This is a genomic window from Streptomyces sp. WM6386 (genome assembly GCF_000972385.1).
Lineage (GTDB): Bacteria > Actinomycetota > Actinomycetes > Streptomycetales > Streptomycetaceae > Streptomyces.
Genome location: NZ_JXTE01000063.1, coordinates 1 through 16,533, shown reverse-complemented (window position 1 = coordinate 16,533; position 16,533 = coordinate 1). Strand labels below are relative to the sequence as shown.

Here is a 16,533-nt window from a genome sequence, read left to right as displayed (position 1 = left end):
CTGTGCCAATGTGCGGCTACCGCCGCGTGGGCGCGATCAACCCCCTCCGGCCCGCAGTGCCCCACCGACCCCAGCGCGGCACTCACGCCGCTTCCGGCCCCCGTTCCGGCAGGGACACAGCCACCGCGGCCAAAGCCGCCGAAACCGCAGCCGACGCCCGCAGATCCAGCCGAGCGCTGGTCCCCCGGGCCCGATGCCCGACCTCATCCGCCGCAAGCCTCAACAACTGCGGCAACAGATCGGTGCACCGCCGAGCCACCCACCCCGTACCCGCCGTGGCCAGCCACCACAGACTCGCCGACGTGGTGGTCACCGGAAACTCGGGCTCGGGCGAGGGCTCACGCCCCGTTGCCGTCCCCGCCTGCGCCAGCAAGGCATGAAACCGCACGGCCAGTTGCCGATGCCCCCGCTCCCCCGGGTGCAGCCGATCCGCGCTCCACATCGCCCGATCCATGAGCCACGCCCCCTCGGCAGCGTGCAGGTGCACCGCCCCGTACCGCTCGGACAGCGCGTGCACCACCGTGTTGACCGCCCGCTGCCGTCGGGCCAGCGGACGCGCCAACGCCCCCGGCAGTCCCAACATCGCGCCGGGGTCGGGCAGACACGCCGTGAGCACCACCGCACCCTGTGAGGCGAAGGAGGCGTACACGGCGTCGAGCCGCGAGGCCACGGCATGGATGTCGAAGGTGCAGCGAAGGGTGTCGTTGACGCCGACGACGACGGACACGACGTCGGGACGCAGCGCGAGCCCGGCGGGCAGCTGCCGTTCCAGCACGTCCCGCGTCTGCGACCCGCTGACCGCGAGGTTGGTGAACTCCACGGACTCGCCGAGCCCGTCGGCGAGCAGCGCGGCCCAGCCGCGCCACCCCTCGCCGACGGGATCGCCGACGCCCTCGGTCAACGAGTCACCGAGCGCGACGAACCGGACCGGTCTCATCGGACGCCCCCGGGCACCGTGACCGGCGCGTCGTGCGCGGCGAGGAACGCCGCCACCGCCGTACGCCACCCGAAGCACTCCGCACGCGTGCGTGCGGCTTCCCGGCGCGCGGCCGAGGGCCGCTCCAGGAGCATCTCCACGGCGTCCGCGAAGGCACCCCCGTGGTCCGCCGCGACGGCCCCCGAGGAACCGATCACCTCGGGCAGCGCCGATGACGCGCTCGCCACGACCGGTGTCCCGCACGCCATCGCCTCCAGCGCGGCGAGCCCGAAGGTCTCGGCCGGTCCGGGCGCCAGGCACACGTCGGCGGAGGCCTGGAGCGCCCCGAGCAGCCCGCGGTCGGAGACATGCCCGAGGAAGACGACCGGCAGCCCGCGCGCCCGCTGTTCCAGCCGCGCCCGCAGCGGACCGTCCCCGGCCACCACCAGCACCGCCCGCCGCCCACGCCGTACGAGCGCCTCCAGGGCGTCCAGCGCCGTGCCGGGCCGCTTCTCCACGGAGAGCCGGGTGCACGTCACGAGCAGCGTCTCGTCCACGCGCGCGTACCGGGAACGCACCCCCGGGTCGCGCAGCGCGGGGTGCCGCTCCACCAGATCGACGCCCAGTGGCGCCCGTACGACATTGCGCGCCCCGATGCGCACGAACTCCCGCTCGGCGAACTCGGTGGTGCACACCACGCGCGCGTACGAGTGTGCCGTGCGGACGTTCAGGGCGTCCGCTGCTCGCCTGGCCGCGCCCTCCGGGACACCCCAGGTGCGCAGGACACCGTCGGCCGTCTCGTGGGAGACCATCACGGCGGGTATCCGGGCCCGCCGCGCCCACCTGCCGGTCCACCTGAGCGTCGTACGGTCGGAGACCTCCAGTCGGTCGGGGGCCAGTTCCTCCAGCAGCCGGGCCACCCGCCGCTTGTCGGCGAGCACGCGGTAGCCGCCGGTGCCGGGCAGCAGCGGGCCGGGCAGGGTGATCACGCGTCCCTGTTCCGTCTCGACGTCACTGACCCGCTCTCCCGGCACGACGAGCACGGACTCGTGTCCGGCCGCCCGGTATCCCTTGCCCAGCTCGCGCAGCGCGGTGCGCAGGCCTCCCGAGGCGGGCGCGACGAAGTTGGCGAGGCGGACGATCCGCAACGCGGCAACACCGGCGCCGCTGTCGATACGCGACACACTCATGCCGCCACCGCCGTCCGCCGGGTGGCGAGCACGCTCGTGTAGTGGCCGATCAGCTGATCGCCGACGGCCGCCCAGGTGCGTCCCTCGACCATGGCGCGCGCGGCAGTGCCGTACGCGGACCGCAGCCCGGGGTCGGCGGCCAGGGCCCACACCGCGTCTCGTACGGCGGCCGCGTCGCGCGGCGGGACCAGCAGGCCGGTGCGCCCGTGGGCGACCAGGTCCAGCGGACCGCCGGCGGCGGGCGCGACCACGGGTACCCCGCTGGCCATGGCCTCCTGCACGGTCTGGCAGAAGGTCTCGAAGGGACCGGTGTGCGCGAAGACGTCGAACGAGGCGAAGATCCGGGCGAGTTCGTCGCCGGTCCGACGGCCGAGGAAGACCGCGCCCGGGAGCGCCTGCGCCAACCCGGGCCGACTCGGCCCGTCGCCCACGACCACGACCCGCACGCCCTCCAGGCCACACACGCCGGCAAGCAGTTCGACCTGCTTCTCGGGGGCGAGCCGCCCGACGTAGCCGACGATCAGCTCACCGTTCGGGGCGAGTTCGCGGCGCAGCGCCTCGTCCCGGTGCTCGGGGCGGAAACGGACGGTGTCCACGCCGCGCGGCCACAGCCTCACCCGGGGGACGCCGTGGGTCTCCAGGTCATGCAGGGCTGCGCTGGACGGGGCGAGGGTGAGGTTCGCGGCGGCATGGACGGAGCGGATGCGGCGCCAGGCGGCCGCCTCGCCCGCGTGCACATAGGTACGGGCGTATCCGGCGAGGTCGGTCTGGTAGACGGCCACGGCGGGGATGCCGAGCCGGGCGGCGGCTGCCATGCCGCGGACGCCGAGGACGAAGGGACTGGCCAGGTGGACGATGTCGGCGCGGTGCTCGGCGAGGGCCGCGGCGACGCGTCGGCTGGGGAGGGCGACGCGTACCTGGGGGTAGCCGGGGAGGGGGAGGGAGGGGACACGGACGACGGGGCAGGGCGCGAGGGTGTCCACGCCGGGCCCGCTACCGGCCGCGGTGGCCGGTGCGACGACGAGCGGAGAGTGACCGCGATCTACGAGGTGCCGGGCGGTCTGGAGCGCGCAGTGGGCCACGCCGTTCACATCGGGGGGAAAGGATTCGGTCACGATGACGACACGCATAAGGGTGTTGTCGCCGTGCTGGACGTGCTCGCGTCAACGTCGATCTTTCCGGACGAGGAACGTCCCATGAGCGTTCCCTCGCACCCCCGTGCAGGTCAGGCCGTGTCCATGCGCGCCTGACCCGCGGGCCACCCCGAGTTCACCCTGAGGGCAGACCTTCACATCATGGTGGCGTCCGGTCCGATCCGGCTGCGTACGGCTGTCTGGACCTCTGCTTCCTCGGCCGGATCGGCGGCGAGGCGGCGGAGCTGTTCGACGACCCGGGCGTCACCGGTCTCGGCGTGCCGGGCGGCGATCTCGCGGGTGGTCTCCTCACAGTCCCAGAGGCACTCGACGGCGAAGCCGGTGGGGTAGGAGGGGTCGGTGGCGGCGAGGGCCCGGGCGGCCCGGCCGCGCAGATGGGAGGAGGCCGTCTCCCGGTAGATGTGGCGGAGCACGGGTGCGGCGCAGGCGATGCCGAGCCGTCCGGTGCCGTCGACGAGGGTCCACAGGGTCGGTGCGTCCGGCCCTTCGCCTCGTACGGCCTCACGCAGGGCCGCGAGAACCAGGTCCGTGTCCTGCATGCCGCCGCGGCAGGCGAGCATGCGTCCGGCGGCGGCGCCCAGCGGATCGGGCCGGTGGACCCAGCCGCGGGCCCGGTCGACGGCGGCGACACTGCACATACGTTCGAAGGCGTCGACGGCGGCCTCCACGATCGGCGCCGGGCCGGTGACCACGGCCGCCTCGATCAGATCGAGGGCGTCCGGATCATTGCCGTCGGCCAGGTAGCGCAGCGCGGTGCAGCGGGCCCCCTCGGTGCCGTCCTTGGCGGCGGCGACGATCTCGGCCCGGCCCTCGGGCCCGGCGACGGCCATGAGGCAGCGGGCTGCGGGCACATGGCGCGCGACGCCGCGTTCGAGGCCCTGCTCGGCCCATTCGAAGACCGCCTGCACGCTCCACCCCGGACGGGGCCCGGTAGGTCGCATCTGGCGTTGCCAGCGGTCGAAACAGCCGGCCTCCTGCGCGGCACGCACGCGTGTGGCGATGGATTCGCGCGGATCCTCGGCCCACAGCCGCCACGGCCGTGGTTCGAAGGCATCGCGCACGGTGGCGGCCAGCTCGGCCTCACCCTCGGCGTCGGTGCCGAAGCGGGCCAGCACGGGGGCGGCCAGGGCGCGCAGTCCGGCGTCGTCGTCCCTGAGGGCGAGCTCGTCCAGGGCCCAGGCCCAGTTGGAGCCCGAGGCGGCGTACCCGCGCAGCAGTTCGAGCGCGTCCCGCCTGCCGTAGGAGGCGAGGTGCCCGAGGACCGCCAGGGCGAGCCCCGTACGGCACTCGTCGTCGTCGAAGTGGTCCTCGACGTCGAAGAGATGGGCCTCGATCTCGTCCAGTTCGCCGCTCAGATCGAGGTAGAGGCGTGCGTAGTAAAGGGAGCGGTTCTCCACCTGCCAGTCGTGGCGGGGGTCCCGCAGCACGCAGTGGTTCAGAGCCGCCAGCGCCTCGGCGCGCGGTGCGGTGAGCGCGTGCAGTGTGCCGTCGCCGCGGCCCCTCTGGAGGAGGCCGAGCAGCGTACCGCTGGGCGCTATGACCGGTTCGAACATGGGAAACAGCCTCACATCAAGCGTCGACGCAACCGGGATCTTGCTTTACCTGGCCGCGTGACAACACGTCGGGGCGCCCGCCGTTTCCTGCTTGCTGTAGACCATTTTCCTCTGCCTCTCGTCGGTGGCCCATGCGGACCGCGTCACGGCCCGCGCGGTGCGGCATCACCTGCCCAGCCATCGCGTCCGTGAATCACGACGTCATGATGACTCGGCACTTACATCTGCCGCGACCGAAATTTCGGCGGCCCTGTACCGCCTCCCCCGTTTTCCGTGTTTTTACTGGTCAGAACATCCGGATCAGTGAGCGCCGAACAAGTCGAGCAGTTCCGTCTTGGCGAACATCCGAGCGGTGTCGAGCGCCGACGGGGTCCCCGCGGCCGGATCGGCACCGCTCTCCAGAAGAGCCTTGATGACGTCCGTCTCACCCTTGAAGACGGCCCCGGCGAGCGGGGTCTGGCCTCGGTCGTTGATCCGGTCGGCCTCGGCGCCCCGGGCGAGCAGCGCGCGGACCGCGTCGGCGTGGCCGTGATAGGCGGCGAGCATCACGAGGGAGTCGCCACGGTCGTTGGTGAGGTTGGCCGGAACACCCGCGTCGACATACGCCACGAGCGCCTCGGTCTGACCCCGGCGGGCCAGATCGAAGATCTTGGTCGCCAGCTCCACGACCTCGGGGTCGGGGGCTTCAGTCATCGGCCGGACCGCCTCTCATACAACCGTTCAGGTGAATCGCCAGGGTACTGGCTCGCGCCGTACATGACCCGATGTGCCGGAGGTAAAGATCACCACTGACCCGGTCGGACGCAAGTCCCCTGCCCATCCGGCCGAAGCCGACCCCGCCGCCCGAGTGAAATCAATAGAAATTCACCCAGTTGCACCTTTTATCGTATGGATACATCCTGTGATCCTGGAAGTACTCATGGTGACTGTCCCCACCTGAACCAGGAGCACTCACATGATCTTCTCCATCTCGGGCGTCGTGCTGCTCGGCATCGTCGTCTTCATCTTCTTCCGCAAGGACGGCCTCAAGGCGTCGCACGCCCTGGTCGCCGCCCTGTTCGGCTTCTACCTGGCAAGCACGGCCATCGCCCCCAGCATCAAGGCGGGCGGCGAGAGCCTCGCGAGCCTCCTCGGCGGCATCAAGTTCTGACGCCGTTCCTCCCGTCCGTACGCACCACCAGGAGACAGCAGTGGCCCGGCGCCCCCTCCCCCGCATCCTGAGCACAGGCAGCGCGCAGATCGCCCGGAGCCGGGAGCTGGCCCGGACGGCGGCCGACAGCGCCACCGACGTCCTCCACCCGCTGATCACGATCACTCGCGGTCTGCGCCGGCTGGCTTCGGCCGGGCGGCGCAGGTGGGCCGACACCCCCAAGGACAAGCGCGGGCCGCTGCTTTTCCTGGTGGCGTCGGTGGTCCTGGTCGTGGCGCTCGTGCCGTACGGTCCGCTGCTCGCCGTCATCACCCTGATGGCGGCGGCAGCCTGGCAGGGCCGGGACCGCACCCCAGCGGCCCCGGAGGGCCCCGACGAGTCGCAGACACAGCGCCTGCGGTCTCTGTACGAGGCCCTGGTGCCGTACTTCTCGACCGCCGAGGACCCGGAGCCCCTCTTCACCCACGGTGGCGAGTGGGACAAGGCGTTCCCGGTGTACGAGTTCGACGAGACGGGGCGGATCACTCAGCTCGTGATCCGCTACCCCGCGTACTTCACGGACGGCGAGCCCGACTCCCGCGCGCGGATCGAGCAGTTGCTGCACGCCAAGTCGGGCCGCGGCCGTGAGTACCGCTTCGCATGGGACGAGGAGGGCAACCAGCTCTCCGTCACTGTCCTGCCGCCGCTGCCGACCGACATCGCCGCCCAGCGTTTCGTCACGTCCCCCGGCGAGACGGTCCTCGGCTTCACCGACCCCACCGAGGTCCAGCGCACGCTTCCGCTCACCTACGGCGAGGAGCAGCGCGACGTACCCCCGGTCGTCTGGCGCACCGGCGTCCGTTCCACCGAGCCGCACCTGCTGGTGATGGGCCAGCCGGGCAGCGGCACCTCGACCCTGCTGCGCTCCATCGCGCTCCAGGCGCTCCTCCACGGCGACGTGGTGATCGTCGAGGGCGGCGGCACCGGTGAGTACGCCTGTCTCACCGGCCGGGACGGCGTCCTGGCGGTCGAGTGCGGGCTGACCGGGGCGCTGGCGAGCCTGGAGTGGGCCGCCACCGAGACGGAGCGGCGCCTGATCGCCGTGAACCGGGCGCGCCAGGCGGGCCACCAGCCACCGGACGACACGAAGCGTCCGCTGTGGATCCTCCTGGACCGCCCGAGCGCGTTCACGCACCTGGCCGCCGCCGACGGCCATCGCGACCCGCAGTCCCTCCTCCAGGTGCCCCTGCGGCACGGCCGGGCGGCGGGTGTCACCGTGGTCGTGGCCGACCAGTTCGACAGCGCGGACGCGCTGAGCGACGCGGTACGCCAGCACACACGCGCGCGTGTCGTCCTTGGCCCGGCGACGCCGGAGCAGCTGGCCGCGGTCCTGGGCGCTCCCCCGCGCACGACTCCGGCCGCCGACGTCCCGCCCGGCCGTGGTTACGCCCGGCTGGGCACGGGGCACGTCCATCGCCTTCAGGTGCCGGCGACACCCGACCCGCACGACGAGGCGACGAGCGACACGGCCCGGCAGGCGGTGCTGGCGTTGCTGCCGCCGCGGACGACGCCGGCCGATGCGGTGCCCGTGGAAGCGGTGGTCGCCGACGCGCCGTAGGGGTTGCCGTAGTCGTGCGGCTGCGGGTGCGTGGGGGCTGGTCGCGCCCGCGCGGCGGTAGCCGCACATCGATACAGCCCCGCGCCCCTGGGTGAGAGCAGCAGCCGTCATGCCACGAAAGTGCGCGGCGCCTCCCCGCCGCCCGACGCTCCGCTCTCCACCAGCTTCGCCGCCATCGCCAACCGCGCCGCAGCCTCCTCCGCCACCGCTCCCCCCACGGTGAACGGCAGCCGCACATACCCCTCGAAGGCGCCGTCCACCCCGAACCGGGGCCCGGACGGCACCCGGACTCCCACCCGCTCGCCGACCTCGGCAATCCGAGACCCCGACAAGCCCCCGGCGCGCACCCACAACGTCAGGCCACCCCTGGGCACCTCGAACTCCCACGTCGGCAGTTCCCGGCGCACCGCCGCGACCAGGGCGTCCCGGTTCTCCCGTGCCTGTCCACGCCGTACGTCCACGGCCTGCGCCCAACCCCCCGTGCTGAACAGCCAGTTCACGGCCAGCTGCTCGACCACGGGCGTCCCCAGATCGGCGTACGCGCGTGCCGCGACCAGGCTGCGGATGATGTCAGGGGCCGCGCGCACCCATCCGATGCGCATGCCCGCCCAGAAGGCCTTGCTGGCCGAGCCGACCGTGATCACCGTGGACCCGGCGGGATCGAACCCGCATACGGGCCGCGGCATCTCGACCCCCTCGTCCAGCCACAGTTCACTCATCGTCTCGTCGGCGACCAGCACCGTCCCCGCCGACCGGGCCGCGTCCACCAGTTGGCGCCGCTGGTCGTCGTCGGCGAGGGCGCCGGTCGGGTTGTGGAAGTCGGCGACGACGTACGCGATCCGGGGCGCCGCGTCCCGCAGCACCTGCCGCCAGCGGTCCATGTCCCAGCCGGCCAGCCCCTCGGCCATCGCGACGGGCACGAGACGCGCGCCGGCCTCACGCATCAGCTGGAGGATGTTGGCGTACGACGGCGACTCGACGGCGATGCGCTCGCCGCGGCCCCCGAAAAGATGGCAGATCGCGTCGATGGCGCCCATCGCCCCGGTCGTCACCATGATCTGCTCAGGCATCGTCGGAATCCCGCGCGCGGTGTACCGGTCGGCGATCATCGAGCGCAGCGCGGGCAGCCCCGCCGGGTAGTCGCCATGGGTGTGGGCGTACGGCGGCAACTCCTCCAGGGCGCCCTGGACGGCACGGGTCAGCCACGGCTCGGGTGCGGGAAGCGCCGCACAGCCCAGGTCGATCATCGAGCCGAGCGCCTCGGGCGGCAGCGGCTCCAGGCCACGCGCCGGCAGCGGGTTGCCGGCCGGAACGGCGGTCCAGCTGCCGGCCCCGCGCCGCGACTCCAGGAACCCCTCGGCGCGCAACGCCTCGTACGCCGCCGCCACCGTCGTACGACTGACGGACAGGGACAGGGCCAGCTCGCGTTCGGCGGGGAGCCGGGCGGCCACCGGGACACGGCCCTCGAGCACCAGCAGCCGGATCCCGTCGGCGAGCGCCCGGTAGGCGGGCGGGCGTCGCGTGCCGGGGCCCGCGGGACGGTCCTGCTGGGAGTTGAGCAGCCGGGCGAGCTGCGCCGCTCCCACCGCCGAGGTCCACTGCGCCATGAAAATCAGTCCACCTTCCCCGAATTGGCCATGGATGATGCTTCCACCCAAGCCACAGGGTGTCATGCACCAGGCCACCACGACCACAGGGGGCACCACTTGTCCGCACAGAGCCGGCTCGGGCGCCGGCTGATCCAGCTGTATGCCGGTCTCGCCCTCTACGGAGCGAGTTCCGCACTGCTCGTCGAGGCGGGCCTGGGGCTGGAGCCCTGGAACGTGCTGCACCAGGGCCTCGCCGAGCTGACGGGCCGCACGATCGGCGTCGTGTCGATCTTCGTGGGCGCGGCGGTGCTCCTGTTGTGGATCCCGTTGCGCCAGCGCCCGGGCCTCGGCACGGTCTCCAACGTCTTCGTGGTCGGCATCGCCATGGACGGAACGCTCGCCGCGCTGCCCGAGGTCCGCACTCTGGCCGTACGGATCCCCCTTCTCCTGGCGGGCATCCTGCTCAACGGCGTGGCCACCGGTCTCTACATCGCCGCCCGTTTCGGGCCGGGACCCCGGGACGGTCTGATGACCGGCCTGCACCAGCGCACCGGCCGCTCGATCCGACTGATGCGCACGGCCGTCGAGATGGCGGTCGTCGCGACCGGCTTCGCCCTCGGCGGCACCATCGGCATCGGCACGGTGCTCTACGCGGTGTCCATCGGCCCGCTCGCACAGCTCTTCCTCCGGCTGTTCGACGTTCCTTCGGCATCGGACAGCAGCACGGTCGTTGCCACCGGGCAACCCCGGCGCGCGATACTGCGTCGGTGAGCACCCGGATACGCCACCCCTACCTCGACCACCCAGGCCCGATCCCCTTCGCCCACCGGGGCGGGGCGGCGGACGGCTTGGAGAACACCCTGCTGCAGTTCCGGCGGGCGATCGAGACCGGCTACCGGTATCTGGAGACCGACGTCCACGCCACGGCGGACGGGAGGCTCGTCGCCTTCCACGACAGCACCCTGGACCGGATGACCGACGGAGCGGGCCGGATCACGGACCTGCCGTGGGCGGACATACAGCACGCGCGCGTGGCGGGCAAGGAGCCGGTGCCGCTCTTCGAGGAGCTCCTGGAGGCGTTCCCCGAGGCCCGCTGGAACGTCGACATCAAGGACGAACCGGCGCTCCATCCGCTCCTGGAGCTGATCGAGCGCACCGGCACCTGGGACCGGATCTGCGTCGGCTCCTTCTCCGAGGCCCGGGTCGTACGCGCCCAGCGCCTGGCCGGCCCGCGGCTGGCGACCTCGTACGGCACCCGGGGCGTCCTCAATCTGCGGCTGCGCTCCTGGGGTGTGCCGGCCGCGCTGCGCGGCTCCGCGGTCGCCGCCCAGGTGCCCGAGGCCCAGAACGGCATCCAGGTCGTCGACCACCGCTTCGTGCGGACCGCCCACGCGCGCGGGCTGCAGGTGCACGTGTGGACCATCAATGATCCCGATGCCATGCACCGGCTCCTGGACCTGGGAGTGGATGGCATCATGACCGATCACATCGACACGTTGCGCAAGGTCATGGAGGACCGGGGCGTCTGGGTCTGACGGCCCTCGCTCCCCTGGAACCGCGGACTGGGCGCGGGACCAGCAAGGGGGCCGGGTTGGGCACCGACGCCATACGGACAACGGGCGCCGACGAGGCCGCCGAGCGACGGCGCGAACAGCGCGGCTGGTACTTCTACGACTGGGCGTGCTCCGTCTACTCGACGAGCGTGCTCACCGTGTTCCTCGGCCCGTATCTGACCTCGGTGGCCGAGAAGGCCGCCGACGCGGACGGATACGTCCACCCTCTGGGCATTCCGGTGCGGGCCGGTGCCTTCTTCGCGTACTCGGTGTCCCTGTCCGTGATCGTGGCGGTGATGGTGATGCCCCTGGTCGGTGTGGCGGCCGACCGCACGGGCCGCAAGAAGCCGCTGTTGGCGGCCGCCGCCTACACCGGGGCCTCGGCGACGGCGGCCATGTTCTTCCTCGGTAGCGACCGCTATCTGCTGGGCGGCGTCCTGCTCATCGTGGCGAACGCCGCGTCGGCCGTCGGGGCGATGCTCTACAACTCCTACCTCCCGCAGATCGCCCCGCCCGAGGAACGCGACGCGGTCTCCTCCCGGGGCTGGGCCTTCGGCTACGCGGCGGGCTCGCTGGTGCTGGTGGTGAACCTGGTCCTCTACACCGGCCATGACTCCTTCGGCCTCTCGGAGGGCATGGCGGTGCGGATCTGTCTGGCGTCGGCGGGGCTGTGGTGGGGTGCGTTCACCCTCATCCCGCTCCGAAGGCTGCACGACCGCCGGATGCCGCAGAAGGAGGCGACCGCGCCCGGCTTCCGCCAACTGGCGGCCACCGTCCGCGACATGCGCCGCCATCCGCTGACGCTCTCCTTCCTCCTGGCGTACCTCGTCTACAACGACGGCATCCAGACCGTGATCTCCCAGGCGTCCGTCTACGGCTCCGAGGAGCTCGGCCTCGGCCAGTCGACGCTCATCGGTGCCGTCCTGCTCGTCCAGGTGCTGGCGGTGGCGGGCGCGCTGGGCATGGGCCGGCTGGCCCGCGTGTACGGCGCGAAACGCACGATCCTCGGTTCGCTGGTGGCCTGGACGCTGACCCTGGCGGCTGGCTATTTCCTGCCCGCCGGGGCGCCGGTGTGGTTCTTCGTACTGGCCGCCGGCATCGGCCTGGTCCTCGGCGGCAGCCAGGCCCTGTCCCGCTCCCTGTTCTCCCATCTCGTCCCGCCGGGCAAGGAGGCCGAGTACTTCTCGGCGTACGAGATGAGCGACCGCGGCATGAGCTGGCTGGGCCCGCTTCTGTTCGGCATCACCTACCAGCTGACCGGAAGTTATCGGGACGCGATCATCTCGCTGGTGATCTTCTTCATCCTGGGGTTCTGCCTGCTCGCACGGGTTCCGGTACGCCAGGCGATCAGCGACGCGGGCAATCCCGTTCCGGAGAAGATTTAGCATTCAGCGCGAAAGGGCGGTAGTGTACGCGTTTGGCCTGCCAGGCGTACCGTTACTGCGCGTCAAAGATGCCGAAACGCTGGGTGACATCTGCTAGCAGATGTGACAAACCGGGCGCAGGTGGGTACAACAAGGGGCGGCTACGACGGCGACGCATGGCCCGGAACGGGAATCTTTACCGCCGACCGGACGTTGACCGGATGACGACGACAGCGACACCTGTCCTGTGGGCGACAAGCCCGGGAGGCACGATTCATGAGTGAGCGAGCTCTTCGCGGCACGCGCCTCGTGGTGACCAGCTACGAGACGGACCGCGGCATCGACCTGGCCCCGCGCCAGGCCGTGGAGTACGCATGCGAGAAGGGACATCGCTTTGAGATGCCCTTCTCGGTCGAGGCGGAGATTCCGCCGGAGTGGGAGTGCAAGGTCTGCGGGGCCCAAGCACTCCTCGTAGACGGCGACGGCCCTGAAGAAAAGAAGGCCAAGCCCGCGCGTACGCATTGGGACATGCTGATGGAGCGGCGCACCCGCGAGGAACTCGAAGAGGTCCTCGAGGAGCGCCTGGCCGTTCTGCGCTCAGGGGCGATGAACATCGCGATTCACCCCAGGGACAGCCGCAAGTCCGCGTAGTCCCGCCGCGGTTTGGGCGGAACACAACGCAATATCGAGACCGCGGGCGCCGTACTTCCTGTACGGCGCCCGCGGTCTCGTGCGTTCGGCGCGAGCCGAGCGGGGCTCAGCCCATCAGAGGAGGACGCGGCCCCTGAGGCGCGTCCCCGGGCTCGTCCCGGATGACCTCGCCCTGGACGACCTTGCCGTCGGGGCGTTGCCTACGGGCCTGCTGGAAGGCGTCGCCCAGGGTGCCCGGGCCGGCCTCGCGGAGCTTGCGCTCGAAGGTGCGCTCCGCACGGCGGGCGATGACCTTCTGGACCGGCGGGATCAGCAGGACCAGGCCCACCGCGTCCGAGATCAGACCGGGGAGCATGAGAAGCAGCCCGCCGAGCATCAGCAGACCGTTGCCACCGCCGCCGGAGGGGGCCGTGCCACGCTGCAGGGCCTCGTTGAGGTTCCGGAAGGCCCGTCGGCCGGCCCGCTTGATGACCACCGCGCCGAGCACGAGGCCGGCGAGCAGCAGCAGGAACACCAGGAACCCACTCGTGGCGCCCGCCACCACGGTCAGCAGCCAGATCTCCAGCACCAGCCACGCGGCGATCCCCAGCGGCAGGAAGGTGCGCAGCCGGGAGCGCGGGGGCCGGGCGGGGTACGTCGGGGTCGGAGCGCCAGTCGTCATGTGTCCAGTGTGCCTGGGCACGGCTCAGCGCGGGATAAGGGGACGATCAGCGGGGCCTGTGCGGCCGTACGGCTGCCGTCAGGCCTTCTTGTCGCGGCCCAGCACCTTGCCGACCCGCTCCCCCACGCCCCACGTGGTGACCCGCCACAGGGCCTCCACGAGGATGTCGCGGCTCATCTTGGAGTCGCCGTGCTCGCGCTCGACGAAGGTGATGGGGACCTCGACGACGTGGTAGCCGGCCTTGATCGCGCGGCGTGCCAGGTCGACCTGGAAGCAGTAGCCCTGCGAGGCGACCTCACCGAGGCCGAGGCCTTCGAGGGTCTCGCGGCGGAAGGCGCGGTAGCCGCCGGTGACGTCCCGGATCGGAACGTCGAGCAGGACGCGCGAGTAGAGGCTGCCGCCGCGGGAGATGAACTCGCGCGACTTGGGCCAGTTCACGACCCGGCCACCGGGCACCCAGCGCGAGCCGAGGACCAGGTCGGCGCCCTTGAGGGCGGTCAGCAGGCGGGGCAGTTCCTCGGGCTGGTGGGAGCCGTCGGCGTCCATCTCGACCAGGACGCCGTAACCGTGCTCCAGGCCCCAGGCGAAGCCCGCGAGGTAGGCGGCGCCGAGGCCCTCCTTGCCCTTGCGGTGCAGGATCTGGACATGGTCGTCGGTGGCTGCCAGCTCGTCGGCGAGCTTGCCGGTGCCGTCGGGGCTGTTGTCGTCGGCGACGAGGACGTGCGCCTCGGGGACGGCCTTGCGCACCCGGTCGACGATCGACTTGATGTTCTCCGCCTCGTTGTAGGTCGGAATGATCACCAAGGCGGTGCCGAGCGGGCCGAACTGCCTCCCGTGGCCCTGTGCCGCGAGGGTCCCGTCGCCGTCGTTCACTGCTGCCCCTTCAGGTTCGTACGCAGGCGTCCACCATAGTGGTCGCCGCCTGGGCCGACGTGACAGGACGTTCGTATGGTGGTGTCGTTTTAACAAAAGCGGGGTAAGGGCGCACTTCTCGGCAGCTGTGCGTACTGCGGATGGGGGCCCGGCGCCCTTCGGGCCGACCTGGGACCCGCTGGCTGCGGATCGACCGAAAGCCGTTGTCTACTGAGCGCCCGGGCCCCACCCGGGTCACACCTCCCCGACCGGCCGGAACGTTCCCTCGCGGCGGCGCGGGCGCTGAGCCTGGCTGCCAGTGGCGGTGCCCGGTGCGGCACACCGTCCCTGACCCAGCGGCGCGGCGACGAGTTGACGGACGTTCCCCGGTCGGGCGTCCGGTGGTGGACTGGGCCGAACCTACCGGCCCCCTGCCGTCGGCTGTCAACAGCTGTTTGACCTGCGCATCTTCACTCAAAGCCCTGGTCAGCGCGGAGGATACGCAGGTCGCGAGACGGGGCGGCGGCGCCCGATCGGAGCCGCGCCACCCCGGGAGATCACTCGCCCGGCCCTACGAACACGGTCCGGCCGCCCACCACGGTGCGCAGGCAGACCGGGAGGTCGGCGCCCGGCGACAGGTCGGGCAGGCCGGGGGTGCCGGAGCGGGGGTCGGTCGACCAGCGGGCGACCCGGTCGTCGGGAGCCTGGACAACGAGTTCGTCCGTGCGCCACACCGCGTAGTCGGCGGGCGCACCCGGCACCAGAACACCCGCGTCGTCCCGGCCGACCGCCCGCCAGCCGCCCCGCGTGTGGGCCGTGAACGCGGCGCGCACGGAGACGCGGTGCTCGGGCGTGCGGTGGAAGGCGGCGGCGCGGACCGTGCCCCACGGGTCGAGCGGGGTGACGGGGCTGTCGGAGCCGAAGGCGAGCGGCACGCCGGCCTTCAGGAGGGCCGCGAAGGGGTTCAGGGCGCGTGCCCGCTCCACGCCCAGGCGCTGGGCGTACATGCCGTCCTCGCCGCCCCACAGCGCGTCGAAGGCGGGCTGCACGGAGGCGGTCAGGCCCAGATCGGCGAAGGCGGCGATGGTCTCGGGGGTGAGCATCTCGGCGTGCTCGACGCGGTGCCGGGCGGCGCGGACACGGGCCAGGCCGATTTTCTCGGCGGCGGCACGCATGCCCTCGACCACGGCGGTCACGGCGGCGTCGCCGATCGCATGGAAGCCCGCCTGGAGGCCCGCCTCGGTGCAGGCGACGACGTGTGCGGCCACGGCGGCCGCGTCCAGATAGGCCGTGCCGGTGTGACCGGCGTCGGTGTACGGCTGGTGCAGACAGGCGGTGTGGGAGCCGAGGGCGCCGTCGACGAAGAGGTCACCGGCCGCGCCCAGAGCGCCCAGCTCCCGCGCCTTGTCGACATCCTGCTCCGCCCAGTAGCCCACGACCCGCGGTCCGGCCTCCTCGGCGGCGAGCCGCAGCAGGCCGGTGAAGTCGTCCTCGGAGGAGATCTCGGGGCCGGCACACTCGTGGACCGAGCCGATGCCGAGGGAGGCGGCCCGGGCGAGCGCGGTGCGCTGCGCCTCGACGCGCTGGACCGGGGTGATCGCGGCCAGGGCGGTGGCGCGTACGGCGTGGTGGGCGTCGGCGGTGAGCGGGCCTTCGGGGCGCCCCAGGGACGTCATGTCGAGCAGGGCCGTGGTCACGACCGCCGAGTGGACGTCGATCCGGGACAGATAGAGCGGTCGGCCTGCGGTGGCCTCGTCCAGCTCCGCGCGCGTGGGCGGCCGTCCGCCGGGCCAGCGGGCCGCGTCCCAGCCGTGTCCCAGCAGGACGCGGTCGTCCGGGCGGGAGCCTGCGAAGTCCCGCACGAGCGCGAGAGCCGCCTCCAGAGAGGGCGCGTCGGACAGGTCCAGGCCGGTCAGGGCGAGCCCGGTGGAGGTGGTGTGCACATGCGCGTCGGTGAACGCGGGCGTGACCAGAGCGCCATCCAGATCGACGACCTCGTCGACCCCGTCCGTGAAGGCGTCGGCAGCACCTTCCGAACCGACCCACGCGACCTGACCCCGCTCCACGACCATCGCGGTGGCGAAGGGATCGGCGGGGCTGTGGACCTCTCCTCGACGGAGCAGGACGGTCTTGGGCGCGGCGCTGGACTCACTCATGGGGAACAGTCTCGCGTGTCATCCGGGCCGTCCCGGACAGGGGGCGCCGTTACTGACCTTGCTGGCGTGATGTCGCGGGGGCTGACAAGTTGTGGTTGTGGCAGTAGGCCGGTCACATGAGGTATCCGCAAGGGGGCGGGTTGACCG

General features: G+C 72.1%; 16 protein-coding genes. 7 read left to right on the top strand and 9 right to left on the bottom strand.

Annotation, left to right across the window (positions count from 1 at the left end; translation table 11 throughout):
• Positions 1–82: 82 nt before the first annotated feature.
• The 3 genes from TN53_RS31135 to TN53_RS31125 are packed head-to-tail and all read right to left on the bottom strand — an operon-like array spanning position 83 to position 3,236.
• A complete protein-coding gene (locus TN53_RS31135; RefSeq protein WP_046262081.1) occupies positions 83–937 on the bottom strand; it encodes an SGNH/GDSL hydrolase family protein in 855 nt (284 codons plus the stop codon).
• Positions 934–2,106 carry a glycosyltransferase gene (locus tag TN53_RS31130; protein WP_046262080.1) on the bottom strand — a complete coding sequence of 391 codons (1,173 nt, stop codon included), beginning with the start codon at positions 2,104–2,106 and terminating at the stop codon, positions 934–936. The genes TN53_RS31135 and TN53_RS31130 overlap by 4 nt, the downstream gene beginning before the upstream one ends.
• The gene (locus TN53_RS31125; protein ID WP_046262079.1) at positions 2,103–3,236 is read right to left on the bottom strand and encodes a glycosyltransferase family 4 protein; all 1,134 of its coding nucleotides are present in this window, start codon (positions 3,234–3,236) and stop codon (positions 2,103–2,105) included. Before TN53_RS31125 ends, TN53_RS31130 begins: the two co-directional genes overlap by 4 nt.
• Between TN53_RS31125 and TN53_RS47960 the strand changes: the two genes are divergently transcribed.
• The gene (locus tag TN53_RS47960) at positions 3,138–3,356 is read left to right on the top strand and encodes a hypothetical protein (RefSeq protein WP_171144203.1); all 219 of its coding nucleotides are present in this window, start codon (positions 3,138–3,140) and stop codon (positions 3,354–3,356) included. The two genes, TN53_RS31125 and TN53_RS47960, sit on opposite strands and share 99 nt — an antisense overlap.
• Positions 3,357–3,394: 38 nt before the next feature.
• On the opposite strand, the gene TN53_RS31120 is transcribed toward TN53_RS47960, so the two are convergent.
• Both TN53_RS31120 and TN53_RS31115 read right to left on the bottom strand, forming a co-directional pair.
• Positions 3,395–4,813, bottom strand: a complete 1,419-nt coding sequence (locus tag TN53_RS31120) for a hypothetical protein (RefSeq protein WP_046262078.1) — start codon at positions 4,811–4,813, stop codon at positions 3,395–3,397.
• Positions 4,814–5,113: 300 nt separating this feature from the next.
• Positions 5,114–5,506 (bottom strand): ankyrin repeat domain-containing protein, encoded by a 393-nt coding sequence (locus TN53_RS31115; protein WP_046262077.1) that lies wholly within the window; start codon positions 5,504–5,506, stop codon positions 5,114–5,116.
• A gap of 262 nt (positions 5,507–5,768) precedes the next feature.
• Here TN53_RS31115 and TN53_RS31110 point away from each other — a divergent pair, with 262 nt between their 5' ends.
• Together TN53_RS31110 and TN53_RS31105 are read left to right on the top strand one after the other, a co-directional pair.
• Positions 5,769–5,963 (top strand): hypothetical protein, encoded by a 195-nt coding sequence (locus TN53_RS31110; RefSeq protein ID WP_046262076.1) that lies wholly within the window; start codon positions 5,769–5,771, stop codon positions 5,961–5,963.
• Between the two features lie 40 nt (positions 5,964–6,003).
• Positions 6,004–7,560 carry an ABC transporter ATP-binding protein gene (locus TN53_RS31105; protein ID WP_046262075.1) on the top strand — a complete coding sequence of 519 codons (1,557 nt, stop codon included), beginning with the start codon at positions 6,004–6,006 and terminating at the stop codon, positions 7,558–7,560.
• Between the two features lie 107 nt (positions 7,561–7,667).
• Here the strand turns inward: TN53_RS31105 and TN53_RS31100 are convergent, their stop codons facing one another.
• Entirely contained in the window at positions 7,668–9,167 is a 1,500-nt protein-coding gene (locus TN53_RS31100; RefSeq protein WP_046262074.1) for a PLP-dependent aminotransferase family protein, read from the bottom strand.
• Positions 9,168–9,266: 99 nt separating this feature from the next.
• On the opposite strand from TN53_RS31100, the gene TN53_RS31095 reads away from it, so the two are divergent.
• The 4 genes from TN53_RS31095 to TN53_RS31080 all read left to right on the top strand — a co-directional run bounded on the left by TN53_RS31095 (position 9,267) and on the right by TN53_RS31080 (position 12,717).
• Positions 9,267–9,920 carry a YczE/YyaS/YitT family protein gene (locus tag TN53_RS31095; RefSeq protein ID WP_046262073.1) on the top strand — a complete coding sequence of 218 codons (654 nt, stop codon included), beginning with the start codon at positions 9,267–9,269 and terminating at the stop codon, positions 9,918–9,920.
• The gene (locus tag TN53_RS31090; protein WP_046262072.1) at positions 9,917–10,684 is read left to right on the top strand and encodes a glycerophosphodiester phosphodiesterase; all 768 of its coding nucleotides are present in this window, start codon (positions 9,917–9,919) and stop codon (positions 10,682–10,684) included. The genes TN53_RS31095 and TN53_RS31090 overlap by 4 nt, the downstream gene beginning before the upstream one ends.
• 56 nt (positions 10,685–10,740) lie before the next feature.
• Positions 10,741–12,087: an MFS transporter gene (locus tag TN53_RS31085; RefSeq protein ID WP_046262071.1), complete on the top strand. Its 1,347-nt coding sequence runs from the start codon at positions 10,741–10,743 to the stop codon at positions 12,085–12,087.
• 255 nt (positions 12,088–12,342) lie between these two features.
• Entirely contained in the window at positions 12,343–12,717 is a 375-nt protein-coding gene (locus tag TN53_RS31080) for an RNA polymerase-binding protein RbpA (RefSeq protein ID WP_010046329.1), read from the top strand.
• Positions 12,718–12,823: 106 nt separating this feature from the next.
• Here the strand turns inward: TN53_RS31080 and fxsA are convergent, their stop codons facing one another.
• From fxsA to TN53_RS31065, 3 genes are all read right to left on the bottom strand, one after another.
• Positions 12,824–13,378: an FxsA family membrane protein gene (fxsA, locus tag TN53_RS31075; protein ID WP_046262070.1), complete on the bottom strand. Its 555-nt coding sequence runs from the start codon at positions 13,376–13,378 to the stop codon at positions 12,824–12,826.
• 78 nt (positions 13,379–13,456) lie between these two features.
• On the bottom strand, positions 13,457–14,251 hold the full coding sequence (locus TN53_RS31070; RefSeq protein WP_046262069.1) for a polyprenol monophosphomannose synthase: 795 nt from the start codon (positions 14,249–14,251) through the stop codon (positions 13,457–13,459).
• Positions 14,252–14,787: 536 nt separating this feature from the next.
• On the bottom strand, positions 14,788–16,386 hold the full coding sequence (locus tag TN53_RS31065) for an amidohydrolase (protein ID WP_046262068.1): 1,599 nt from the start codon (positions 16,384–16,386) through the stop codon (positions 14,788–14,790).
• Positions 16,387–16,533 lie beyond the last annotated feature (147 nt).